Origin of the sequence: uncultured Veillonella sp. (assembly GCF_963551295.1) — a bacterium.
Classification (GTDB): domain Bacteria; phylum Bacillota; class Negativicutes; order Veillonellales; family Veillonellaceae; genus Veillonella.
The window spans coordinates 67,656-87,103 of record NZ_CAUVFT010000002.1 but is presented as its reverse complement, the minus strand read 5'-3'; the positions used below and the strand labels follow the sequence as shown (position 1 = coordinate 87,103).

Annotated in this window: 15 protein-coding genes and 1 other RNA gene; 2 read left to right on the top strand and 14 right to left on the bottom strand. The window is 42.0% G+C overall.

What is annotated here, in order from left to right:
- Nucleotides 1-9: 9 nt before the first annotated feature.
- From RYO55_RS00795 to RYO55_RS00750, 10 genes are all read right to left on the bottom strand, one after another.
- Nucleotides 10-261 (bottom strand): hypothetical protein, encoded by a 252-nt coding sequence (locus RYO55_RS00795; protein ID WP_295814807.1) that lies wholly within the window; start codon nucleotides 259-261, stop codon nucleotides 10-12.
- 4 nt (nucleotides 262-265) lie between these two features.
- Nucleotides 266-862, bottom strand: a complete 597-nt coding sequence (recR, locus tag RYO55_RS00790; RefSeq protein WP_004694915.1) for a recombination mediator RecR — start codon at nucleotides 860-862, stop codon at nucleotides 266-268.
- Nucleotides 863-1,192 (bottom strand): YbaB/EbfC family nucleoid-associated protein, encoded by a 330-nt coding sequence (locus RYO55_RS00785; protein WP_314983736.1) that lies wholly within the window; start codon nucleotides 1,190-1,192, stop codon nucleotides 863-865.
- Nucleotides 1,193-1,333: 141 nt separating this feature from the next.
- Entirely contained in the window at nucleotides 1,334-4,024 is a 2,691-nt protein-coding gene (gene dnaX, locus RYO55_RS00780; RefSeq protein WP_314983734.1) for a DNA polymerase III subunit gamma/tau, read from the bottom strand.
- Nucleotides 4,025-4,281: 257 nt separating this feature from the next.
- Nucleotides 4,282-4,381: signal recognition particle sRNA small type (ffs, locus tag RYO55_RS00775), an RNA gene on the bottom strand.
- Between the two features lie 117 nt (nucleotides 4,382-4,498).
- Nucleotides 4,499-9,079: a glutamate synthase large subunit gene (gltB, locus tag RYO55_RS00770; RefSeq protein ID WP_314983732.1), complete on the bottom strand. Its 4,581-nt coding sequence runs from the start codon at nucleotides 9,077-9,079 to the stop codon at nucleotides 4,499-4,501.
- A gap of 318 nt (nucleotides 9,080-9,397) precedes the next feature.
- Nucleotides 9,398-10,264, bottom strand: a complete 867-nt coding sequence (locus RYO55_RS00765; RefSeq protein WP_314983731.1) for an RluA family pseudouridine synthase — start codon at nucleotides 10,262-10,264, stop codon at nucleotides 9,398-9,400.
- A 1-nt stretch (nucleotide 10,265) separates the two neighbouring features.
- Nucleotides 10,266-11,459, bottom strand: coding sequence for a GNAT family N-acetyltransferase (gene eis, locus RYO55_RS00760; protein ID WP_314983729.1), 1,194 nt, complete (start codon nucleotides 11,457-11,459; stop codon nucleotides 10,266-10,268).
- Nucleotides 11,460-11,652: 193 nt separating this feature from the next.
- Complete coding sequence (locus RYO55_RS00755; RefSeq protein WP_338323809.1) at nucleotides 11,653-12,588, bottom strand: phosphatidylglycerol lysyltransferase domain-containing protein; 936 nt, start codon at nucleotides 12,586-12,588, stop codon at nucleotides 11,653-11,655.
- A gap of 101 nt (nucleotides 12,589-12,689) precedes the next feature.
- Nucleotides 12,690-13,805 (bottom strand): efflux RND transporter periplasmic adaptor subunit, encoded by a 1,116-nt coding sequence (locus tag RYO55_RS00750; protein WP_295814786.1) that lies wholly within the window; start codon nucleotides 13,803-13,805, stop codon nucleotides 12,690-12,692.
- A gap of 111 nt (nucleotides 13,806-13,916) precedes the next feature.
- Between RYO55_RS00750 and RYO55_RS00745 the strand changes: the two genes are divergently transcribed.
- On the top strand, nucleotides 13,917-14,768 hold the full coding sequence (locus tag RYO55_RS00745; protein ID WP_295814783.1) for an aldo/keto reductase: 852 nt from the start codon (nucleotides 13,917-13,919) through the stop codon (nucleotides 14,766-14,768).
- 102 nt (nucleotides 14,769-14,870) lie between these two features.
- Here the strand turns inward: RYO55_RS00745 and RYO55_RS00740 are convergent, their stop codons facing one another.
- The 3 genes from RYO55_RS00740 to RYO55_RS00730 all read right to left on the bottom strand — a co-directional run bounded on the left by RYO55_RS00740 (nucleotide 14,871) and on the right by RYO55_RS00730 (nucleotide 17,134).
- Nucleotides 14,871-15,209, bottom strand: a complete 339-nt coding sequence (locus RYO55_RS00740) for a branched-chain amino acid transporter permease (RefSeq protein ID WP_314983724.1) — start codon at nucleotides 15,207-15,209, stop codon at nucleotides 14,871-14,873.
- The gene (locus RYO55_RS00735; protein ID WP_004694895.1) at nucleotides 15,202-15,867 is read right to left on the bottom strand and encodes an AzlC family ABC transporter permease; all 666 of its coding nucleotides are present in this window, start codon (nucleotides 15,865-15,867) and stop codon (nucleotides 15,202-15,204) included. Before RYO55_RS00735 ends, RYO55_RS00740 begins: the two co-directional genes overlap by 8 nt.
- A 100-nt stretch (nucleotides 15,868-15,967) precedes the next feature.
- Nucleotides 15,968-17,134 (bottom strand): iron-containing alcohol dehydrogenase, encoded by a 1,167-nt coding sequence (locus RYO55_RS00730; protein WP_295814774.1) that lies wholly within the window; start codon nucleotides 17,132-17,134, stop codon nucleotides 15,968-15,970.
- 261 nt (nucleotides 17,135-17,395) lie between these two features.
- On the opposite strand from RYO55_RS00730, the gene RYO55_RS00725 reads away from it, so the two are divergent.
- On the top strand, nucleotides 17,396-18,214 hold the full coding sequence (locus RYO55_RS00725; protein ID WP_314983722.1) for a MetQ/NlpA family ABC transporter substrate-binding protein: 819 nt from the start codon (nucleotides 17,396-17,398) through the stop codon (nucleotides 18,212-18,214).
- 72 nt (nucleotides 18,215-18,286) lie between these two features.
- On the opposite strand, the gene RYO55_RS00720 is transcribed toward RYO55_RS00725, so the two are convergent.
- Nucleotides 18,287-19,102: a nitroreductase family protein gene (locus RYO55_RS00720; RefSeq protein WP_004694890.1), complete on the bottom strand. Its 816-nt coding sequence runs from the start codon at nucleotides 19,100-19,102 to the stop codon at nucleotides 18,287-18,289.
- Nucleotides 19,103-19,448: the final 346 nt, after the last annotated feature.

Sequence of the window (19,448 nt, the reverse complement as noted above, 5' to 3'; positions counted from 1 at the left end):
AACCTCCTGTTATAAAATGCCGTAATATATAGCAGCTAAAACCATAGGAATAGGACCTAAAATTGCTGTTAATGCCCAAATACCAACTCCAATATCCATTGGAATCTCCAGTATATGAACACATACCCAGTAGGTTAAAACCCCAGTTACAACATTCATAGCCACCCGTTTAATGGTGAAAAATGCTACCTTGAAAGCAATGTAGGCTACAGCAACGGAAATAACCGCCGATATAATCGGTGATGCTAATAAAGCTCCCATACTACTATCCTTTCATTTCTTGACGGTTCACTACGGCACCGCCTAGCGTTAATTCATCGGCATATTCAATATCGCCACCCACAGGAACACCGCGGGCAATGCGCGTTACCTTGATGCCACTTGGACTTAATAAGCGCGCCAAATACAGAGCTGTTGCTTCTCCTTCGACATCTGGGTCTGTAGCGAGGATGACCTCTTGTACAACACCATCGCGAAGGCGTGCAATCAATTCTTTTACGCGAATATCATCGGCACCGATGCCCTCCATAGGGGACAAGGCACCTTCCAATACATGATACAAGCCCTTATAATCACCACTGCGCTCGATAGCAATGACATCGCGAGATGTTTCAACAACCATAATCGTCGTTTGATCGCGATTTGGATTGCTACAAAATTCGCAAGGATCTTGAGCTGATAAGTTAAAGCAAATAGAACAGTGACGCGTAGCCCCCTTCGCTTCTACGATGGTTTCCACGAGACGATCTACCTCTTCCTTCGGCATTTCTACCAAATGGTAAGCCAAGCGTCTAGCCGACTTGGAGCCGATGCCAGGCAAGCGGCGCAGCTGTTCTACGAGCCGTTCCAAAGCATTTGTCATTTAGAATAAACCTGTTGGCAAGTTAAGACCACCAGTTACTTTGCCCATTTCTTGAGCCAAGAGGTCATCCACTTTTTTGCTAGCTTCGTTTACCGCAGCCATTACCAAGTCTTCTAACATTTCTACATCTTCAGGATCAACAGCTGAAGGATTCAATTTCAAAGATTCGATGATTTTTTCGCCGTTCATCACAACAGTTACGGCACCGCCACCTACGGAAGCTTCTACTGTACGAGTTTTTAACTCTTCTTGCATTTTCTTCATATCTGCTTGCATTTTTTGAACTTTTTTCATCATGCCAGACATATTGCCCATACCTTTACCAAACATCGTATTTCCTCCTTCTAGGACATCGTCCTATACTAACATTCTAAGTCCATATCATTAATACTATATGACATAGGTTTATAACATATGAGTCACCTAATAGCCCGAAAGCCAAAGGTTATTATATAACAATTACTTTTTTATCTATTCTTCGATGACCTCGACTATGATGTCATGGTCTTCAGATAGTTTTTCTAATGTTTCTGCCAATAAAGGATTGTTTCGTTCCTCTTCGGTCATATGCGCTGGATCCCATGCGTATTCACGAGCCACCGTAACGCTATCGATAGCCTCTATTTCAATAGGTGCTGGTGAAAGCATATCATTTCCATCACCTTGCTGTGGGGTTACCTCACGAGGTTCACCCCCATCAGACTTTGGGACAGCTTCCACCTCGATATGTGCACCGCTATCCATAGGGCGCTCTAACACTTCGCCATCCTCGCTGATAACAGTCACACTATCTAATGGATGGGCTGGCATATCATCTAAGGATGATACATAAGAACCCTCCATATCGTCTACAGGCACATCATCAAAGGAATGAACTGGAATATCATCCCCTTCAATAGAACCCGCTAGAGACTCAATAGGAATCTCACCATCTGGAACTTGAGTAGACGGAGTACCATCAAAGGATGTAATCGGCACATCATCACCGGATGCTGGCTCTGTTTCTACTCCAGTACCTAGTGCAGTTTTTAATGAAGCATCTGTTGTAGCTGTATTCGCACTACCACTAGTAGTAGCATTGGCAACAGCACCAGCGGTTTTCTTAGCTAAGAATTCCATAGCCGCAGCTTTAGCCGCGTCCACGGCTGCAGAATCAAACTTACTCTCTTGAGGATCATTGGTTAAATCCATTTGTGTCGGTTGCGCACCAGAGGTCGTCTTTACGTCAACCATCGGTTCTTGTGGCCGTTGGGGTGCTTTTACTTGGCGTTGTGTGGTGCTACCAGCAGCCTTTTTATAATCTTTATAAACTTGCGTGAGGGCATCCACGATTTCTACGTGCACCGCATAGCCCAGTGTATAGGTGAAAGCATCAGCCGCTTCAGCCAAGTTCACTTCATTGGTCATCACATTGAGATGCAATGTATTTTTAAAGGCCATGACCGCCTTGCTTTGGTCTACATATACAAGTTGACCTTGACCAATAACGGTAGAGGTCATATTGCGATTGCTATCCTTCAAGTATTTAATCACATTGGATTGTACATTGCGATACTCTTGAGCAGACAAGATTTGTTCACTAATGATGGCCTGTGTACTAACACCTTTTTTAGCACGACCTTTAGCTTGGTTTCTAGTAGTTTTTCGGGAAGCCGTGTCCCCATTATTCGCCGGTGGCGCCATGCCAACCCCGCCCATCGGTGGCGGAGCCATGCCCACGCCATTCATCGGAGGAGGTGTACTACCTGGTACTCCCATCAGTGGAGGTGTCATGCCTACCCCATTCATAGGAGGCGGTGTCATCCCCACACCACTTAATTGTGGCACTGTATCAATAGTAGTATTTTGAATGCTGCTCATTGGAGCATCCTGTGTAGTTACAGTAGTATCAACAGATACAAAACTATTCGTATAGCCACCTTGTGGTCCAGAAGAATTAACACCGTAAGCAGGTGCAGGTGCTACAGCTGGACCTCGTTGCTCTAATTGAGCCATGCGGTTCAATAATTCGTTTCGTTCAGATCGCTCGGCACTTTCTAGAGCATATACACGGTCTTCTAAGCTTTCATCAACAGAACCTAATTTAGCACAAAGCACAAGTAGGCCCATTTCAATGATGGTTCGCGGATTATCCACTTGTTTCGCATCATTCATGATGGATTGAGCACTGCGCACATATTGGTTAAGTTCATTAAAATCAACAGTATTGGCCTGAGCTAGGAACTCATCCTTAAAGGCATCGTATACCTTGAGCTCATCCGCATCGGGAGCCACCTTACCAACGAGCAAAGCACGCACATGTTGAATAAGGGCTTCCATAATTTGCGTCGCATCGCGACCTTCTGCCAATGCATCGTGAACGTAGGATAATACTTTAGGTCCATCGCCGTTACGCAAAGCATCTAGAAAGTGAATAATCCATTCTTTACTTACGAGACCAATTAACTCTTCCACCACTTGCGGTGTAATAGAACCCGTTGCCATACCTGCACATTGGTCTAGAATACTCAAGGCATCGCGCAAACCACCATCTGCATGAACAGCGATAAGCTGAGCCGCCGCAGAATCAAGGCCAAAGCCCTCTTTTTCTGCTACGTAAGATAAACGTTGTGCGATGTCATCAGAAGTAATACGTCTAAAGGTATAGCGCTGACAACGAGACACGATAGTAACAGGCAATTTTTCAATTTCTGTAGTAGCAAAAATAAACATCACATGAGCAGGCGGCTCTTCGATTGTTTTTAAAAGCGCGTTCCACGCCTCTGTGGTAAGCATATGGGCTTCGTCTATGATGAAAACCTTTTTACGCCCCTCAACAGGCATAAATTTGACGCTTTCACGGAGAGCACGCACCTCATCGATACCGCGATTGGATGCGGCGTCGATTTCAAGAACATCCATGGACTGTCCACTCAAAATCGATTTACAAGCACTACACTCGTTACAAGGGTGATCCGTTGGACCATGCTCGCAGTTGATAGCGCGCGCAAAAATCTTCGCCATACTCGTCTTACCAGTCCCCCGCGGACCGGCAAATAAATAGGCATGAGCTACCTTATCCTCGCGGATAGCGCGCATCAATGTATCAGACACCTGATGCTGACCAACTACATCGGTAAATGTCTGCGGTCGATACTTACGATATAGCGCAATATATGCCATTGGAACACCCCCTTTTCCGTTAATTACAATACTATATATTATACCATATTTAAGAGAATCTGACTTTTTTAATATAGTTCTCTCCACATTTCCAAATTGACCTGTTTATTTATAAACTTTGTAGATATTTACTAGTCAAAATTCCATCATATGGTTCACAATAAAACATCATATAGTACAGAATAAAGTATCATACATTCCTAAATTAGACATAAAAAAAGCGGCCTCACAGGCCGCCTTGCAATATTCGATCACGACAGCCCCCGGGTTCCCCGTGGCACATGAAGGTTACCGCTTAGTGCTGCTACCTCTCAGTCCTGACACGATTCACAGGCCCCCATTGCACAGGCCCGAGAACTGCCATGATCCAATATTGCAATACAGATATTATACATGAAAAAGCCTCTATAGTCAAAGCTATAGAGGCTTTTCACTGTATTCTTATATAACAAAAATTAACTAAGGAGAAATATATTATGCATATTTTTCTTTAAATGCAGCCAATTGCGCTTCTTCTAAGGACAAGCCTTGTTCTTTGAAACGTTCAATAGTAGCTTGCATTTCTTCGTATGCTACAGGTACAACTTTTGTAAATCTGTTTACAAAGTTATTCCAGTTTTCAAGGATGTGACGGCCTTTAGCGGAGTTAGTGTGCAATACATGTTGTTCTACCAGTTCTTTAATGCGTTTAAGGTCATCATTATTGGCAGGACGTAGTTCTACGAGACCTGTATTTACATAGCGTTCATCGCAATCGAGGATGTACGCATAGCCACCGGACATACCTGCTCCGAAGTTACGGCCGATTTTACCGAGTACGAGCACTTCGCCACCAGTCATGTATTCACAGCCATGGTCGCCGACGCCTTCCACAACGGCAGTGATGCCACTGTTACGAACGGCAAAACGTTCACCAGCTACACCATTGATATAAGATGTACCAGAGGTTGCACCGTAGAAGGCAACATTACCGATAAGGATGTTTTCGTCAGCCTCAAAGATAGATGCTTTAGGCGGATACACAGTAATTGTACCACCGGATAAACCTTTACCAAGGTAGTCGTTCGCATCGCCTTCTAGTTCTAAGGTCATACCTTTAGGGATGAAAGCACCAAAGGATTGGCCTGCAGAGCCTTCGAAATTCAACTTGATCGTATTGTCTGGCAAGCCGCTTTCACCATAACGACGAGTCACCTCAGAACCAACCAAGGTACCTACAACACGGTTGATATTAGTGATTGCCAATTTAGCGCGAATCGGTTTTTGGTCCTCAATAGCAGGACGGCACATACGCAAGAGCTTGGACATATCCAAGGTGCGTTCCAACTCGTGATTTTGGTCAACCATGTGCATATGACCTACAGCGGCATCGATGTACGGACGGAACAATATGCGTTTAAGATCAACGCGGGACAACTTGAAGTTATCGTCTTGAGATTTTTGACGCACAAGATCGATACGACCAACGAGTTCTGCTACGGAGCGAATACCTAGACGAGCCATGATTTCACGCAATTCACGAGCGATAAAGAGCATCAAGTTTTCTACATACTCAGGCTTACCTGTGAAGCGGGCACGCAATTTTTCGTCTTGTGTGGCTACGCCGTAAGGGCATGTGTTGAGATTACATACACGAGCCATTTTACAACCTACCGCTACCAGCGGCAATGTACCAAAGCCGAACAACTCTGCACCGAGCATAGCTGCTACAGCCACATCGAAACCGGTCATCAATTTAGAGTCTACTTCTAATTGAACACGGTCACGCAATCTATTGAGCATCAAGGTTTGATGGGTTTCAGACAAACCTAATTCCCAAGGCACACCAGCGTGTTTAACAGATGTACGACCTGCCGCACCAGTACCGCCATCGTATCCGGAAATCAAGATATTATCCGCTTTCGCTTTCGCAACACCGGCAGCAATCGTGCCAACGCCTGCTTCAGATGTCAATTTAACGGAAATACGCGCATCTTTGTTGACGCATTTTAAATCGTAAATTAACTCCGCCAAGTCTTCGATGGAGTAAATATCATGATGCGGTGGTGGAGATACAAGTTCAACACCAGGAGTGGAGTGACGAGCTTTCGCGATTTCAGGATATACCTTTTTGCCCGGTAATTGGCCACCTTCACCTGGCTTAGCGCCTTGAGCACATTTAATTTGCAATTCTTTTGCATTGATCAAATAATTCGCTGTTACCCCGAAACGACCAGATGCAATCTGTTTTACTTCGGAGTTCATGCTGTCGCCGTTTGGCAATGGTTTGAAACGAGCTACGTCTTCGCCACCTTCACCAGAGTTGGATGTAGAGCCTAAACGATTCATAGCGATAGCAATCGCTTCATGCGCTTCTTTACTGATGGCACCGTAACTCATAGCGCCCGCTTTAAAGCGTTTTACGATAGACTCTTCCGGCTCAACCTCTTCGATAGGAATACCACCGCCTACTGGATAGTTCAATTCCATCAAGGAACGTAATGTAACGTGGTAATCGTTGCGAATCGCTTTAGAGTATTCTTTATATTTAGCATAATCGCTGTTGATAAGGGATTCTTGTAACAAATCAATCGTCTTAGGATTGAACAAATGCTCTTCCCCATCTTTTACAGGACCATACCAACCGCCTGGTTCGAGTACAGTTTCATCGGATTTGAAAGCCCGTTCATAACGAGCCAAGGCTTCATGTGCTACACCGCCAAGGCCAATACCGCCGATACGCGTTGGCGTATTTACAAAGAACTTGTTAATGAAGTTAGTATTCAATCCCAAAGCTTCAAAGATTTGTGCACCGTGGTAGGATCGAACTGTGGAAATACCCATTTTGGACATAACTTTCATGATGCCACCCACAGCGGCCTTGATGTAGTTCTTTTCTGCTTCTTCTGGTGTAATATCACCAAGACGTTTACGAGCTTGCAAATCGCGAACTGTTTCAAGCGCCAAATATGGGTTAACAGCCGTTACGCCATAGCCAATTAATGTACAGAAGTGATGAACCTCACGTGGTTCACCAGATTCAAGAATGAGGCCGATTTCTGTACGCAACACTTTGTCGATCAAATGATTATGAACAGCTGCTACAGCTAATAATGCTGGAATTGGTGCATGATTTTCATCGACACCGCGGTCGGATAAAATCAACACATTTTGATCTGTACGAGCTGCTTCTTCTGCCTTTTCGCATAAATCATTTAGCGCATCTCGCAAGCCTTCAGCACCCTTAGTAGGATCGAAGAGAATTGGCAAGGTTACGGATTTCATGCGACGACAATCAAGAGCCTTAATGGATGCCAACTCTTGGTTCGTAAGGATTGGTGTGCGCATAGACAGCGCATAGGTTCCTGCTTTGTTAGGATCTGTTAGATTACCAGAGTTACCAAGCATAACCCGTGTAGATGTAACCATCTCCTCACGTATAGAGTCGATAGGAGGATTCGTTACTTGGGCAAACATTTGCTTGAAGTAGCTATATAGCAATTGTGGTTTATCGGACAAGATGGCTAAAGGCGCATCGGCACCCATGGCACCTACAGGGTCTTTACCATCTTTTGCCATAGGCACAATCATGCGCACAAGGTCTTCTTGAGTATAACCAAAGGCTTGTTGATTTTTGAATAAATCTTCAATTTTTGGAATGGAGCTTTCATCGGCCTGAGTAATTTCAGATAAGTGAATCACGTGTTCTTTTACCCATTCATCGTACGGTAATTCAGTAGCAACGCGATGTTTGATTTCTTCATCGGAAATGATACGTTGTTCATCTGTATCGATGAGAAGCATTTTACCTGGTTCCAAACGGCCTTTAGCACGGATGTTTTCGGCATTTTCGTTGACAACACCCACTTCAGAAGCCATGATAACGCGGTCATCTGTTGTCACATAGTAACGAGCGGGACGCAATCCATTACGGTCAAGCACACCGCCGATAACGGTACCATCGGTAAACCCCATAGCCGCAGGACCATCCCATGGTTCCATCATAAAGCTATTGAACTCATAGAAATCATGTTTTTCTTGGCTCATGAGATTATTACGTTCCCAAGGCTCAGGAATCATCATCATAATCGCATGAGGCAAGGAACGCCCTGTCATGTGCAAGAATTCCAATGTGTTATCAAACATAGCGGAGTCAGAACCGCTATCATCTACTACGGGGAATACCTTTTTGATATCTGGGAACAATGGAGATTCCGCTTTACCTTCACGAGCATTGATCCAGTTTACATTACCGCGAATTGTATTAATTTCACCATTATGAACTAAGAAACGGTTAGGATGTGCCCGAGCCCAGCTTGGAAATGTATTCGTACTGAAACGAGAGTGAACCATTGCCAACGCAGATGTAAAGTCAAGGTCGCTCAAATCAAGATAGAAGTCGCGCAATTGACCAGGTGTTAGCATACCTTTATATACGATTGTTTTAGAAGACAAAGATGCGATATAAAAATCACTAGATAATTCCTTGCTTAATGGAATGATACGTTTTTCCGCTAATTTACGGATGATATATAATTTGCGTTCAAATTCCTTATTGTTCGTTACATCTGGACCTTTACCGATGAGGATTTGAATCATCCAAGGGCGAATCGCCGCAGCCTCTTTACCAACCTTTGTACCATCTACCGGTACTTCACGCCAGCCGAGAACAACTTGCCCCTCTTCGCGTACGACCTCTTCGAGAATTCGCTTCTGCTCGTTACGGAGACTTTCATATTTATGGGCAAATACCATACCTACGCCATATTCGCCAGCTGCAGGCAATTGAATACCAAGCACTTCGCACTCACGCTTGAAGAACTCGTGCGGAATTTGTACCAAAATACCGGCACCATCACCCGTGTCTTTATCGGCACCGGCACCACCACGGTGTTCAAGGCGCTCCAAAATGCGCAAACCATCGTCGATAATATCATGAGATTTTTTCCCCTTAATATTAACAACGAAGCCCATACCACACGCATCCTTTTCAAATTGGCTGCTATACATGCCATTGGCTTCGAGTCTAGCTTGATCTAGACGTTGTTGCTCTATTGTGCTTTGCTTCATATCCATAACGTGCACTCCTTCATATCACTTGATCATTCCAAGCACTGCGGCATCGTTCCGTTCGGTCTTGGTAAAAGTATAACTAACAAACTATTTCTCTATAAAATTATCAATTTAACATTCTATAGAATTTCATGTCTATACACAGTATACTCCTGTCCACTGTGAATTGAAAATATAAAAAAAACATAGTCTATGCTTTTCATGCATAGACTATGAGTTTTTATCACTATTGTTTTTTGTATACAAGGATACAGGGATAATAAGCTTCTCATTCAATAAATACGATCGGTTTATTATTTAGAGTAGAAAAATCAACAGTTATTATTCTCGACCAAAATTATCCCCTACTTCACAGGTAACCGTAATAGCTTCGTCCTTACCATACGGCACGAAGGTTAGCTCCGATGCATGTAAGCATTGGCGTGTATAAGGCTTATTGCGCGTACCATACATGGCATCACCAACAATAGGATGTCCAATGTATTCCATGTGTACGCGAATTTGATGAGTTCTACCAGTCAATAACTTAAAACGTAACAGAGTATTGTCACCTTCATAACCGAGAACGGTATATTCCGTTTGAGCCGGCTGACCAAATTCATCGACAACGCGGCGATTATCAAATACTGGATCTACCCCGATAGGCACATCTACCATACCATCCGCATCAATACGCCCTTCTACAAGGCCTATATAAATGCGGTCGATACGACCTGCTTGTAGCTCATCCGTATAGTATTGTTGTGCTTCTTTTGTTTTACCAAAGAGAATGCACCCCGATGTATCTCGGTCGAGGCGGTGCACAGGTCGAACCTTATGAACTACGTTTTTCTTTGCATAATATCCTGCCGCATAGTTACTTAATGTACAAGACTTCGTTTGCCCTGCAGGATGAACGAGCATAAAGGGATCCTTATTTACAACTAACGTATGCGCATCTTCATAGAGAACTGTAATCGGTCCCTTTTCTACATCAACCCCATAATCCTTATCTTGTGGTAATTCTAAGGTTAACACATCCCCTTTTTTGAGTGCCCGTTGTGAATGAGCCACACGGCTATTAACTTTTACCCGTTTCTTGCGAAACATCATTTGAATATCCCGAGAGGATAAGGAAAATCGTTCTTTTACATATTTAGAGACCGTCAACTCTGTCGGTTCTTTCACCGTATACGTTTTCCAGCTCATATTACCACCATTCGTTAATATATGTTTTTTGTTCAGGATAGAGAATATCGAAATAGTCTAACCATTCTTCGCTTACTGAAAGTTTCCCTTCAAAAACAAGGTCTCGAACCGTAAGAGTGCCCATTAATAACTGGCTCAATGCACCGACCTCAACGGTAACATCTGCTTCGCCCTCTAATGTATCAGAAATCTTTTTAACGGATGGAGTTAATGCACCGCCATATTGCACTTCATAACGGCCTTCGTTCCAGCTGCAAAGTTTATCTTTTACTGCAAAGGTCATTGTGATAGGCATCATCAATGCCTCTGGAATTACAGGAATCGCTTCAAAAGCAGTTTTTACATCTACAATACGACTCATCATATACGGCATCGTAGCGTGACCAGTTCTACCATCAGGATAGAAGCGATAGTATGTATCATGAAGACCTTCATTCCAACGAATAGAAGTGCCTTGAGAACGGTGATTATAGAAGTAGTTCAATAATGCACGTTGTGCACGGCGTGTCGTGTAAACCAATTCAGAAACAGGAATTTCAGGCTGACCTAAACGATACACTGCATAGCCTTCAATGACGTTATCATCGTTGCGCACTACAGCAATGTTTACGCCTTCTGCAAAGAAGCTGCCTAATAATCGTTTCCACTCCTTTTCACCGCGCTCTGCGTAGCCGGAAAGACGAGCCGTATATGTTTTATATACTGGATCTAACAAATTCCATTGATCTACGCTATTTAGCAAGCCAAAGCTCAACGTTTTATCTGTCATAGGGCGCAAGTCTTCTAGCGACATGGTGTTCACCCATTGATGAGCATAAAGTTCCCAACCATATTGTTGATAGAATGCCGCCTTGGATGGCATCAAAATCGTCATAGCTTGGCCGCGTTTACGAAGCTCATCTAGTGCAGAGGTCAATAATGCACCGCCTACTCCACCACGGCGAGCCGCAGGATGCGTTGCAACGCCTACCATATAACTCGTAGGTAATACAGCACCGCGAACGTTAAGATTATATTGACGCAAATGAACGGTGCTCAACAATTGATCCTGTTCTAGTCCGACCATTGTATTCTCTGGTTCATAGCAATTTGTAAAATAATATTGGAAGAATGGATCTTCCTTTGGTTCAAAGCAGTACGCCCATAGATTCTCCACATGAGGCGTATCTTGAGCCGTCGCAATTCTAAATTCCATATTTATATCCTCGTTATATCATAAAAGCTACTATCTATCTGTCGCATCACAACATATAATATCTAAATGTATCGCCATACATCATATCATCATATCGCCATGATGATACGATAGTTAAATTCAAATAGGTAGGCTGATAATTCTATTATAACAAAATGAGCTATGAAGCACATCGGCTTCATAGCTCAGATTTTTATTTGCCGCCTGTCGCATTATCAGCTTCGTTAGCATATACTGCGTCATATTTTTCAGCAAAATGATCTGGGTTATAAGATTCTTTTGCTTGACGAAGGCCAGGCAAACCCATATCTTCTTCGCGGTTGATAAATTCTACTTCGCTAAATTCATGACGAATGAATTCATTGTTAATAGCTTGATACAAACCACGAATATCTGGATTTGCTTTTTCAATGTGAATCAAAGCAATTCTGTCATTGAGTAGCTCACCAATACTAAAGGCTTCAACACGGCCGAATAATTTAATGGCACCGCCCTTAAGACCCAAAACATCCCAGTTATCAAATAACAAATTGATGGCTACCAATTCATCTTCGATACCTTCTTCATGATGCGTTTCTACCCAAGATGCTGCCGTTTCACGACACAATGGGATGATATCTTCTGTAATTGGCACATATTCATAGTTAGAATATTGCATGCGGAATTGGTTTAAATGGTTTTTCTTTTGACGAAATTTCTTACCAGACAAGTTGATAAGATCTTCGGACTTGTAAATATATTCGTAGTTGTCTCGATCAGGTGTAAATGCATAGCGACCAGGACATAGGTCTTCCATGCGTTCTTTTACAGCTTTGCTAACACCTTTAAAACGGAACGGCAATTTATTTTCTACGAACCATTCTTTAGCACGCAACAAGCCATCAAGGAACTTTGCATCTTTACCAGCAAATGGAGGTAAAAGGAATGGCTCACGCTTGCCACCACCTTGGATGTACAATACGCCATTCTCTTCAGCCCAGCGAATACCGTACGGATCTTGCCACATAAACAATGTAGTAAAGCAATTATCGGATGCTTCATAATGATGTTGTTCAAAATATTTGTCGATTAATGGTTTATCTCTCAATTCAAAACGTTTAAATTCTAAAATAATAATCCCTCCTATCAGATTCCTCTTTTGAGGTTACTTTCACAATCTGTGAAAGTTTTGATTCCATCACATTTAAACATAATCCTAACAATCTAGTACTAAAATCTTAGGTCTCATAATTACAATTTTACAGATTCACCTAACACAAAGGTGCCATCCGTCGTAATAACCTTATCACCTTCGTTTAAGCCAGAAATAATGGCTACGTCATCGCCTTCAGTGATGCCTACCTCAACAACACGTACATCAACTGTATTATTCTCAGTCAATACATATACATATTTCCCATCTTGATTTTCCCGAACCGCCTTAGTTGGAACGGTCAGCATCTTGGCTTTCACATTAGATTCAATAATGAGTGTATAGAATTCACCAGCCTTGATTAGGCCTTTCTCATTGTTGAAAGTTGCTTTCACAAGAACACTTGGCACATTTTCAGGCTGAGTAATATCTACGTAAGTCAATTCACCTGGTAATTCTTGGTCCCCTACCTTGAGAAGTACCTTCATCCCCTTCTTGGCCTCAGATGTGCCTAATTTCATAGCCGCATCACGAGGAATGCTGAGGGATGCAACCATCGGCGTAGATTGCTGAATCATCATAAATGGACGGTCTGCAATCGCCATTTGACGGTCTTCGTTATAGATAGATGTTACAGTACCTGCTATAGGAGCCACGATTGTAGATGCCGCCATCTGAGCCGATACTTGTGCGATTTGTGCCTCAATGGCCGCCGTATTGATGCCTCCGCCACCACCGGTTGTAACTGTTGTAGTTTGTGGTTGAGATCGTTCCAAAATACGATCATATTCTTTTTGTGTAATTATGCCCGCTTCGCGCATACGTTGAGCCTGTTCCAGTTGAGCACTATCTATAGATGCTGCGGTCGTAGTCGTCACAGCTGAGGCATATGATTGTGATTGGGCTTGCGCTAATTGTCCTTGCAAGGATGCTAGCTGTTGTTGTAAAGCCGATGTATCTACAGTTGCCACAGTTTGACCTTGCTGTACTTGATCGCCTACTTTCACGGCATACACGACCTGCCCCGTCAAGGTCGGCGTTATCGTCGCCTTATTAAGGGCCGTTACATTGGCATCATTATGAATCTGCAACGGCATATCCTTGTACGTTACCTCTGAGACGGATACGGTTTTCGTACCACATCCCGCAATAGCGAGTGTCATAATCATGACACCAAGAATAGCAATCACAGAGTAGAAACGATTTATTTGCATTCTGTCACTTCCTATCATATTGATTTTTATCAATACCTTAGTATATCATAAAATCAGTTAGAATTGTATGAAAGCTAATTTCTCTAATTTATGGATATAACGGAGGTTCTCATGGAAGAACGGATGGACTTTAGGATTTTAAATAATGGTAGCTTCATTCCCTCCATCGGTTATGGTACCTATAAAACAGGTACCGAAGGAGAGACTGAACAAGCTGTTGCCAATGCACTTGGCGTAGGCTATCGTTTACTCGATACGGCCGCCTATTATGGCAATGAAGAAGCCGTGGCTAAAGGAATCAGAGCATCTGGTATCAAACGAACAGATATAATCATCACTACTAAAATTTGGCACACTGATGCGGGCTATGATAATACGATGCGTGCTGTTGAAAGCTCCTTAAAGAAATTAGATACCAACTATATTGACATCATGCTGGTACATCAACCACTGGGTGATTACTACGGCTCTTGGCGCGCCATGGAAGAATTATACGATCAAAATGTACTTCGTGGGTTAGGCCTATCTAACTTCTACGAGGATCGCCTCATTGACTTGCTGTACCACTGCAATGTAAAACCGGTGGTCAACCAAATCGAATGCCACCCGTTCAACCAACGTCAGGCCCTCTTACAATTGATGAGAAAGCATCAAGTTGTAGGTATGGCATGGTCTCCATTTACCCGTGACCGCCAACCAATTTTTGACCATCCAATCATCAAAAGCTTGGCGGAAAAATACGGTGTATCAAAACACCAAATCATCTTGCGTTGGCACATCCAACGAGGCATCATTCCATTGCCAAAGGCAAATAACGTGAGCCATATGGAAGCTAACTTTGATGTATTCGATTTCAAACTCACTAACATCGACATGGATGTTATGGAATTATTAGATCAACAAGACTTCTTAGAGGACCACCACACTGCACTAGGTCTTGAAAGATTATTACAACTTAAATAGAACATAAAAACAAAACCACTTATATCCTCCTTTAGGAATAGATATAAGTGGTTTATTTTAGTGCTCTTTATTTTATTGTAGTTTATGTTAGTATACTTTATTTTATTTAGGTATATTAAATACGGCTTGAACAAGTATCATGTATACTACAGTACCGGCTCCAATAGACATAAACATATTTCGTTTCCATACATGCATGCCAACGGTCACTAATAAAGCAATAAGTTCCGGTACTCCATATGGATAGGATAACACAATTGTATCTTTAAAGGTATACACAACAAGCATCCCCATAACCGCTGCAGGTAATGCCTTGCCTAAATACTGTACAAAATCTGGGGCATTCTTACCAGGTGGGAAAATAAGAAAAGCAGAGAAACGTGTAAGTATTGTGCCCGCTACAACAATGGCAACGGTAATGACTATTTCAAAACTAGTCAAGATGTACACCTCCCCACTTATACGCTATATAACATACTACGAGCATACACCCCATAGAAGCAAGCATAAATAAGGATTTTCCCGTTAATAGAAGCATTGCTAGTGCTACAACGGCTCCAACAGCACCTAAGCCTCGAATATTATTACTTTTAGCATTAAATAACATTTCAAGGAATATAACAATAAATAAGCCAGGTAATACAAAACCAATACCTCGCAAATCTACAGATGCTAATAAATCGCCGAACAATCCCCCTACAAGAGTACTCACCACCCAGAAGATATAATTAAGCCACGATACATGGAAGTAGAACCATTTTTCATCTACATCATCGGGTAACTTCGTAGATACATTAATTGCAAAGCTTTCATCACACATCCACGCAACTGTAGGAAACCATTTCCATCCCATATGCACATATCGCTGTAGTGCAGATAGACCATAGAAGAAATGGCGCCCATTGACAAACAAGGTCAACATAAAAGTATTCACTGGATCAAAGCCTGCCATTAACAGCCCAATAGTTACGAACTCCATGGAGCCTGCAAATATGGTACTAGCTAAAACAGGAGCGGTCCACCAAGGAAACCCTTGACTGGTAGCATACAAACCAAAGCCTACTCCAAGAAAAAGGAAACTAAGCCCCATAGGAATCATAATAGGAAGTGCAAAAGAAAATGCACTTCTATTTTTTATTTTATTTATAGGGAGCGCCTCCTTTCCATATCATACAAGTTTACACTGTTAATCCCCTTAATTATAAGGCACGCATTAAAATCTCGCGAGCTACTTCTGGTGTTACATCGCCTTTTTCACCAATTTGTGTCATACCATGATCTTCTAATTGTTTCACAATTTTATCAACTGCTTCAACGCCAAGGCCATAGTCTTTCAAATGCGTAGATACACCAAGGGACTCGAAGAATTCACGAGTTTTAGCAATAGCCTTATCTGCTTTTTCTTCTGTTGTACCTTCTGTGATATGCCATACGCGTGTCGCATATTGTGCCAATTTTTCGAGTTTATCTGCTTTTTTCACTTCCAATAATGCAGGCAATACGATGGCTAATGTTATACCGTGATCAAGATGGTACGCAGCGGTCAATTCATGTCCGATAAGATGTGTAGCCCAGTCTTGTGGCACGCCTGCACCAATCAAGCCGTTTAATGCCAAGGTAGAAGCCCACACGTGGTTAGCACGAATATCGTAATTTTCTGGATTTTCTACTGTTTCTTTGCCGATTTCAATCATAGTTTTCAAAATACCTTCGCTAAAACGATCTTGAATACGGCCTTCTACAGGATATGTTAAATATTGCTCTGTGGTATGCACAAAGGTATCAATAACGCCGTTCTTAACTTGTCTTTCAGGCAATGTGAAAGTCAATGTTGGATCCAGCATGGAGAACTTAGGGAATACTAAGCTGCTAAATACAGGGAATTTACCATCACCATAAGTAATAACTGCACCATTGTTCATTTCAGAACCCGTTGCAGGTAGTGTCATAACTGTGCCAAACGGTAATGGATTTGGCACCATTTCAACGGGCACCTCTGGTACGCCAGCCTTCATAACATCAATAACAGGCCCATCATATGTAGCGCCCATAACGATGAGTTTTGTAGCATCTACTACAGAACCGCCGCCTACAGCGAGAACGAAATCTACGCCATGTTCTTTAATGAAAGCTACCGCACGTTCACAAGTTTCAAGAGATGGGTTTGGCTCAATACCACCAAACTGCTCAACCTTGCGGTTACCAAGAGCTTTCACAATGCGATCAATAAGACCACTGTGCACAGCGGAGCCACCACCATAAGTAATGAGCACCTTTGCATCCTTTGGTACCAATGTATCTAATTCATCTAAACGGTCTTTACCAAATACGATATGTGTAGGGTTATAAAAATCAAAATTATACATACATCCTCCATTAATCCGACATATAGATATATGAATCCATATTAGAATTATACAAAAATATTTAAAATATAAATTTACTACCTAGCGATCACACATTCAATATAACACATTAATCAATATATTATATTGAATTGTATTATAAATGAGCTAGAATTTCACCATAGTTTTAATCTATAGCTAACTGATATGCTTTTATCATATACAAATCCCCTTCATCCATGATAGGATATAACCATTATAAGACTTGAAAGGGATGATTATATGAAATTAAAAACATTGTTAGCACCATTACTTATCGGTGCTCTTGCATTTGCTATCGCTGGTTGTGGTAGTACATCAAATCAATCAACACAAACACAAAAAGAAATCAAAATAGGTGCTACATCTGGTCCTCATGCACAAGTAGCTGAAGCTGTAGCAAAAGAAGCTAAAAAACAAGGAATCGATCTTAAAGTAGTTGAATTCTCAGACTATGTAACACCTGATAAAGCCCTTGCAGATGGCGATATTCAACTGAATGCTTATCAACATGTACCATTTATGGAAAACTTTAACAAACAAAATGGTTCCAACTTAGTAGCAATCGGTAAAACAATTTTGGTGCGTATGGGCTTATATAGTAATAGCGTACACAGCGTACAAGATGTACCTGAAGGCGCTACTGTTTCTATCCCAAATGACCCTACTAATGGTGGTCGTGCATTAGCATTATTAGCTAAAGCTGGATTAATTACGTTAAAAGATGGTGTCGGCTTCAAAGCAACAGTTGCAGATATCACATCTAACCCGAAGAATATAAAGATTCAAGAACTAGAAGCAGCTCAATTACCTCGTAGTCTAGATGATGTAACAATTGCAGTTATTCCAATGAACTATGTGCAAAGTGCTGGTCTTAGTGTAGAAAAACAAGGTTTCTTCTTCGAATCTAAAGATGAACCACTAACAGTTATCGTACTTGCAGTTCATAGTGAAGACAAAGACAACGAAACATACAAAAAAATTGCAGATATTTACAAATCTGATGCTATTAAACAATACATCGACGAAACATTCAAAGGCACTATTACAACTGCCAACTAATAAAGTTTATATCGTCACTATATAACTAAAAAGAGATACCCCAATGATTACAATCATTGGGGCATCTCTTTTTTACTCTTCTGTATCAAATGTAACATCTAATGGTTGACGCTCTACAATATTGCGATATCGTACTTTAGGATATCCCATAAGAATGCCACCAGCTACAATTTTATCATCAGGTACACCTAATTCATCTAATAATGGTTGGTATTCAGCTTCTCCAGCATGTTCAAAGAAACCAGCCCAACAAGTACCAAGGCCTAAAGTCGGCGCATATAGCTCAGCATAAGACAAGCAAGAGTGACCACTATCATGGGTACGATGAATATCTTTTTTAGAGCCAATTGCCACTACGAGAGCCGGCGCATCGCGCAAGATATACTCCTTGCCTTTATCTACCTCTGCTTGAGCAGCACGAGCATAGAGACGCATAATCGGTACTGTTTTTGCAGCCAGATGCATCCACTCTAGAACAAGATCAGCAATACGGCGCAACGTTTGTTTATCTCGGATTACTATATACGAAATACCTTGTGTGTTAGTCGCTGTTGGCGCCATTCTTGCAACGTTTAGCACTTTGCGAATGAGCTCTACAGGGACTGGTCTATTTTGATAGTTACGAATAGAGCGACGACTACGCATGAATAGCTCAGCTTGCTCAGGCGTTAACTTAGGTTCCTTTGTAATATCGATTTGCTCCTTACGCGGTGTCATATCGCTATCAAGAGCAAGCGTTGGGCATACGGAAATACAATGCCCACAGGAGATACAACCTCCCCTGCCAGTTACAGGTCCAGCATCGGACATCACCAGCAATCCGGTCGGACAGTCAGCAACGCAAAGGCCGCATCGTGTACAGACTTCTGTATTGACGGTAAATAACATCTGAATATCCTCCAAATACTACTATAAAGCCTATTATAACATACAAAATCAAGTCATATCTAGTTTTAAACAATTATTCTAATTGTAATGGAGCTAATCCCTGTTCCTATATTTGCCTTTGGGATGGGGCCCCGTTTCGTTAGTACAACTCGGTAAAAAAGTAAGTATACACTTGCTTGCTCCGTTCTTCGCAATGTCGCTGCACAAGTGTATACTTACTTTTTATCACTTTACTTATAAAGATGTCCCATCCCAAAGGCAGATATAATCTATCTATAAAACTAACCTAGCTCCATTACAATTAATCACTAAAATAAAACTCAGAAAACACCATGGTTTCACGTAT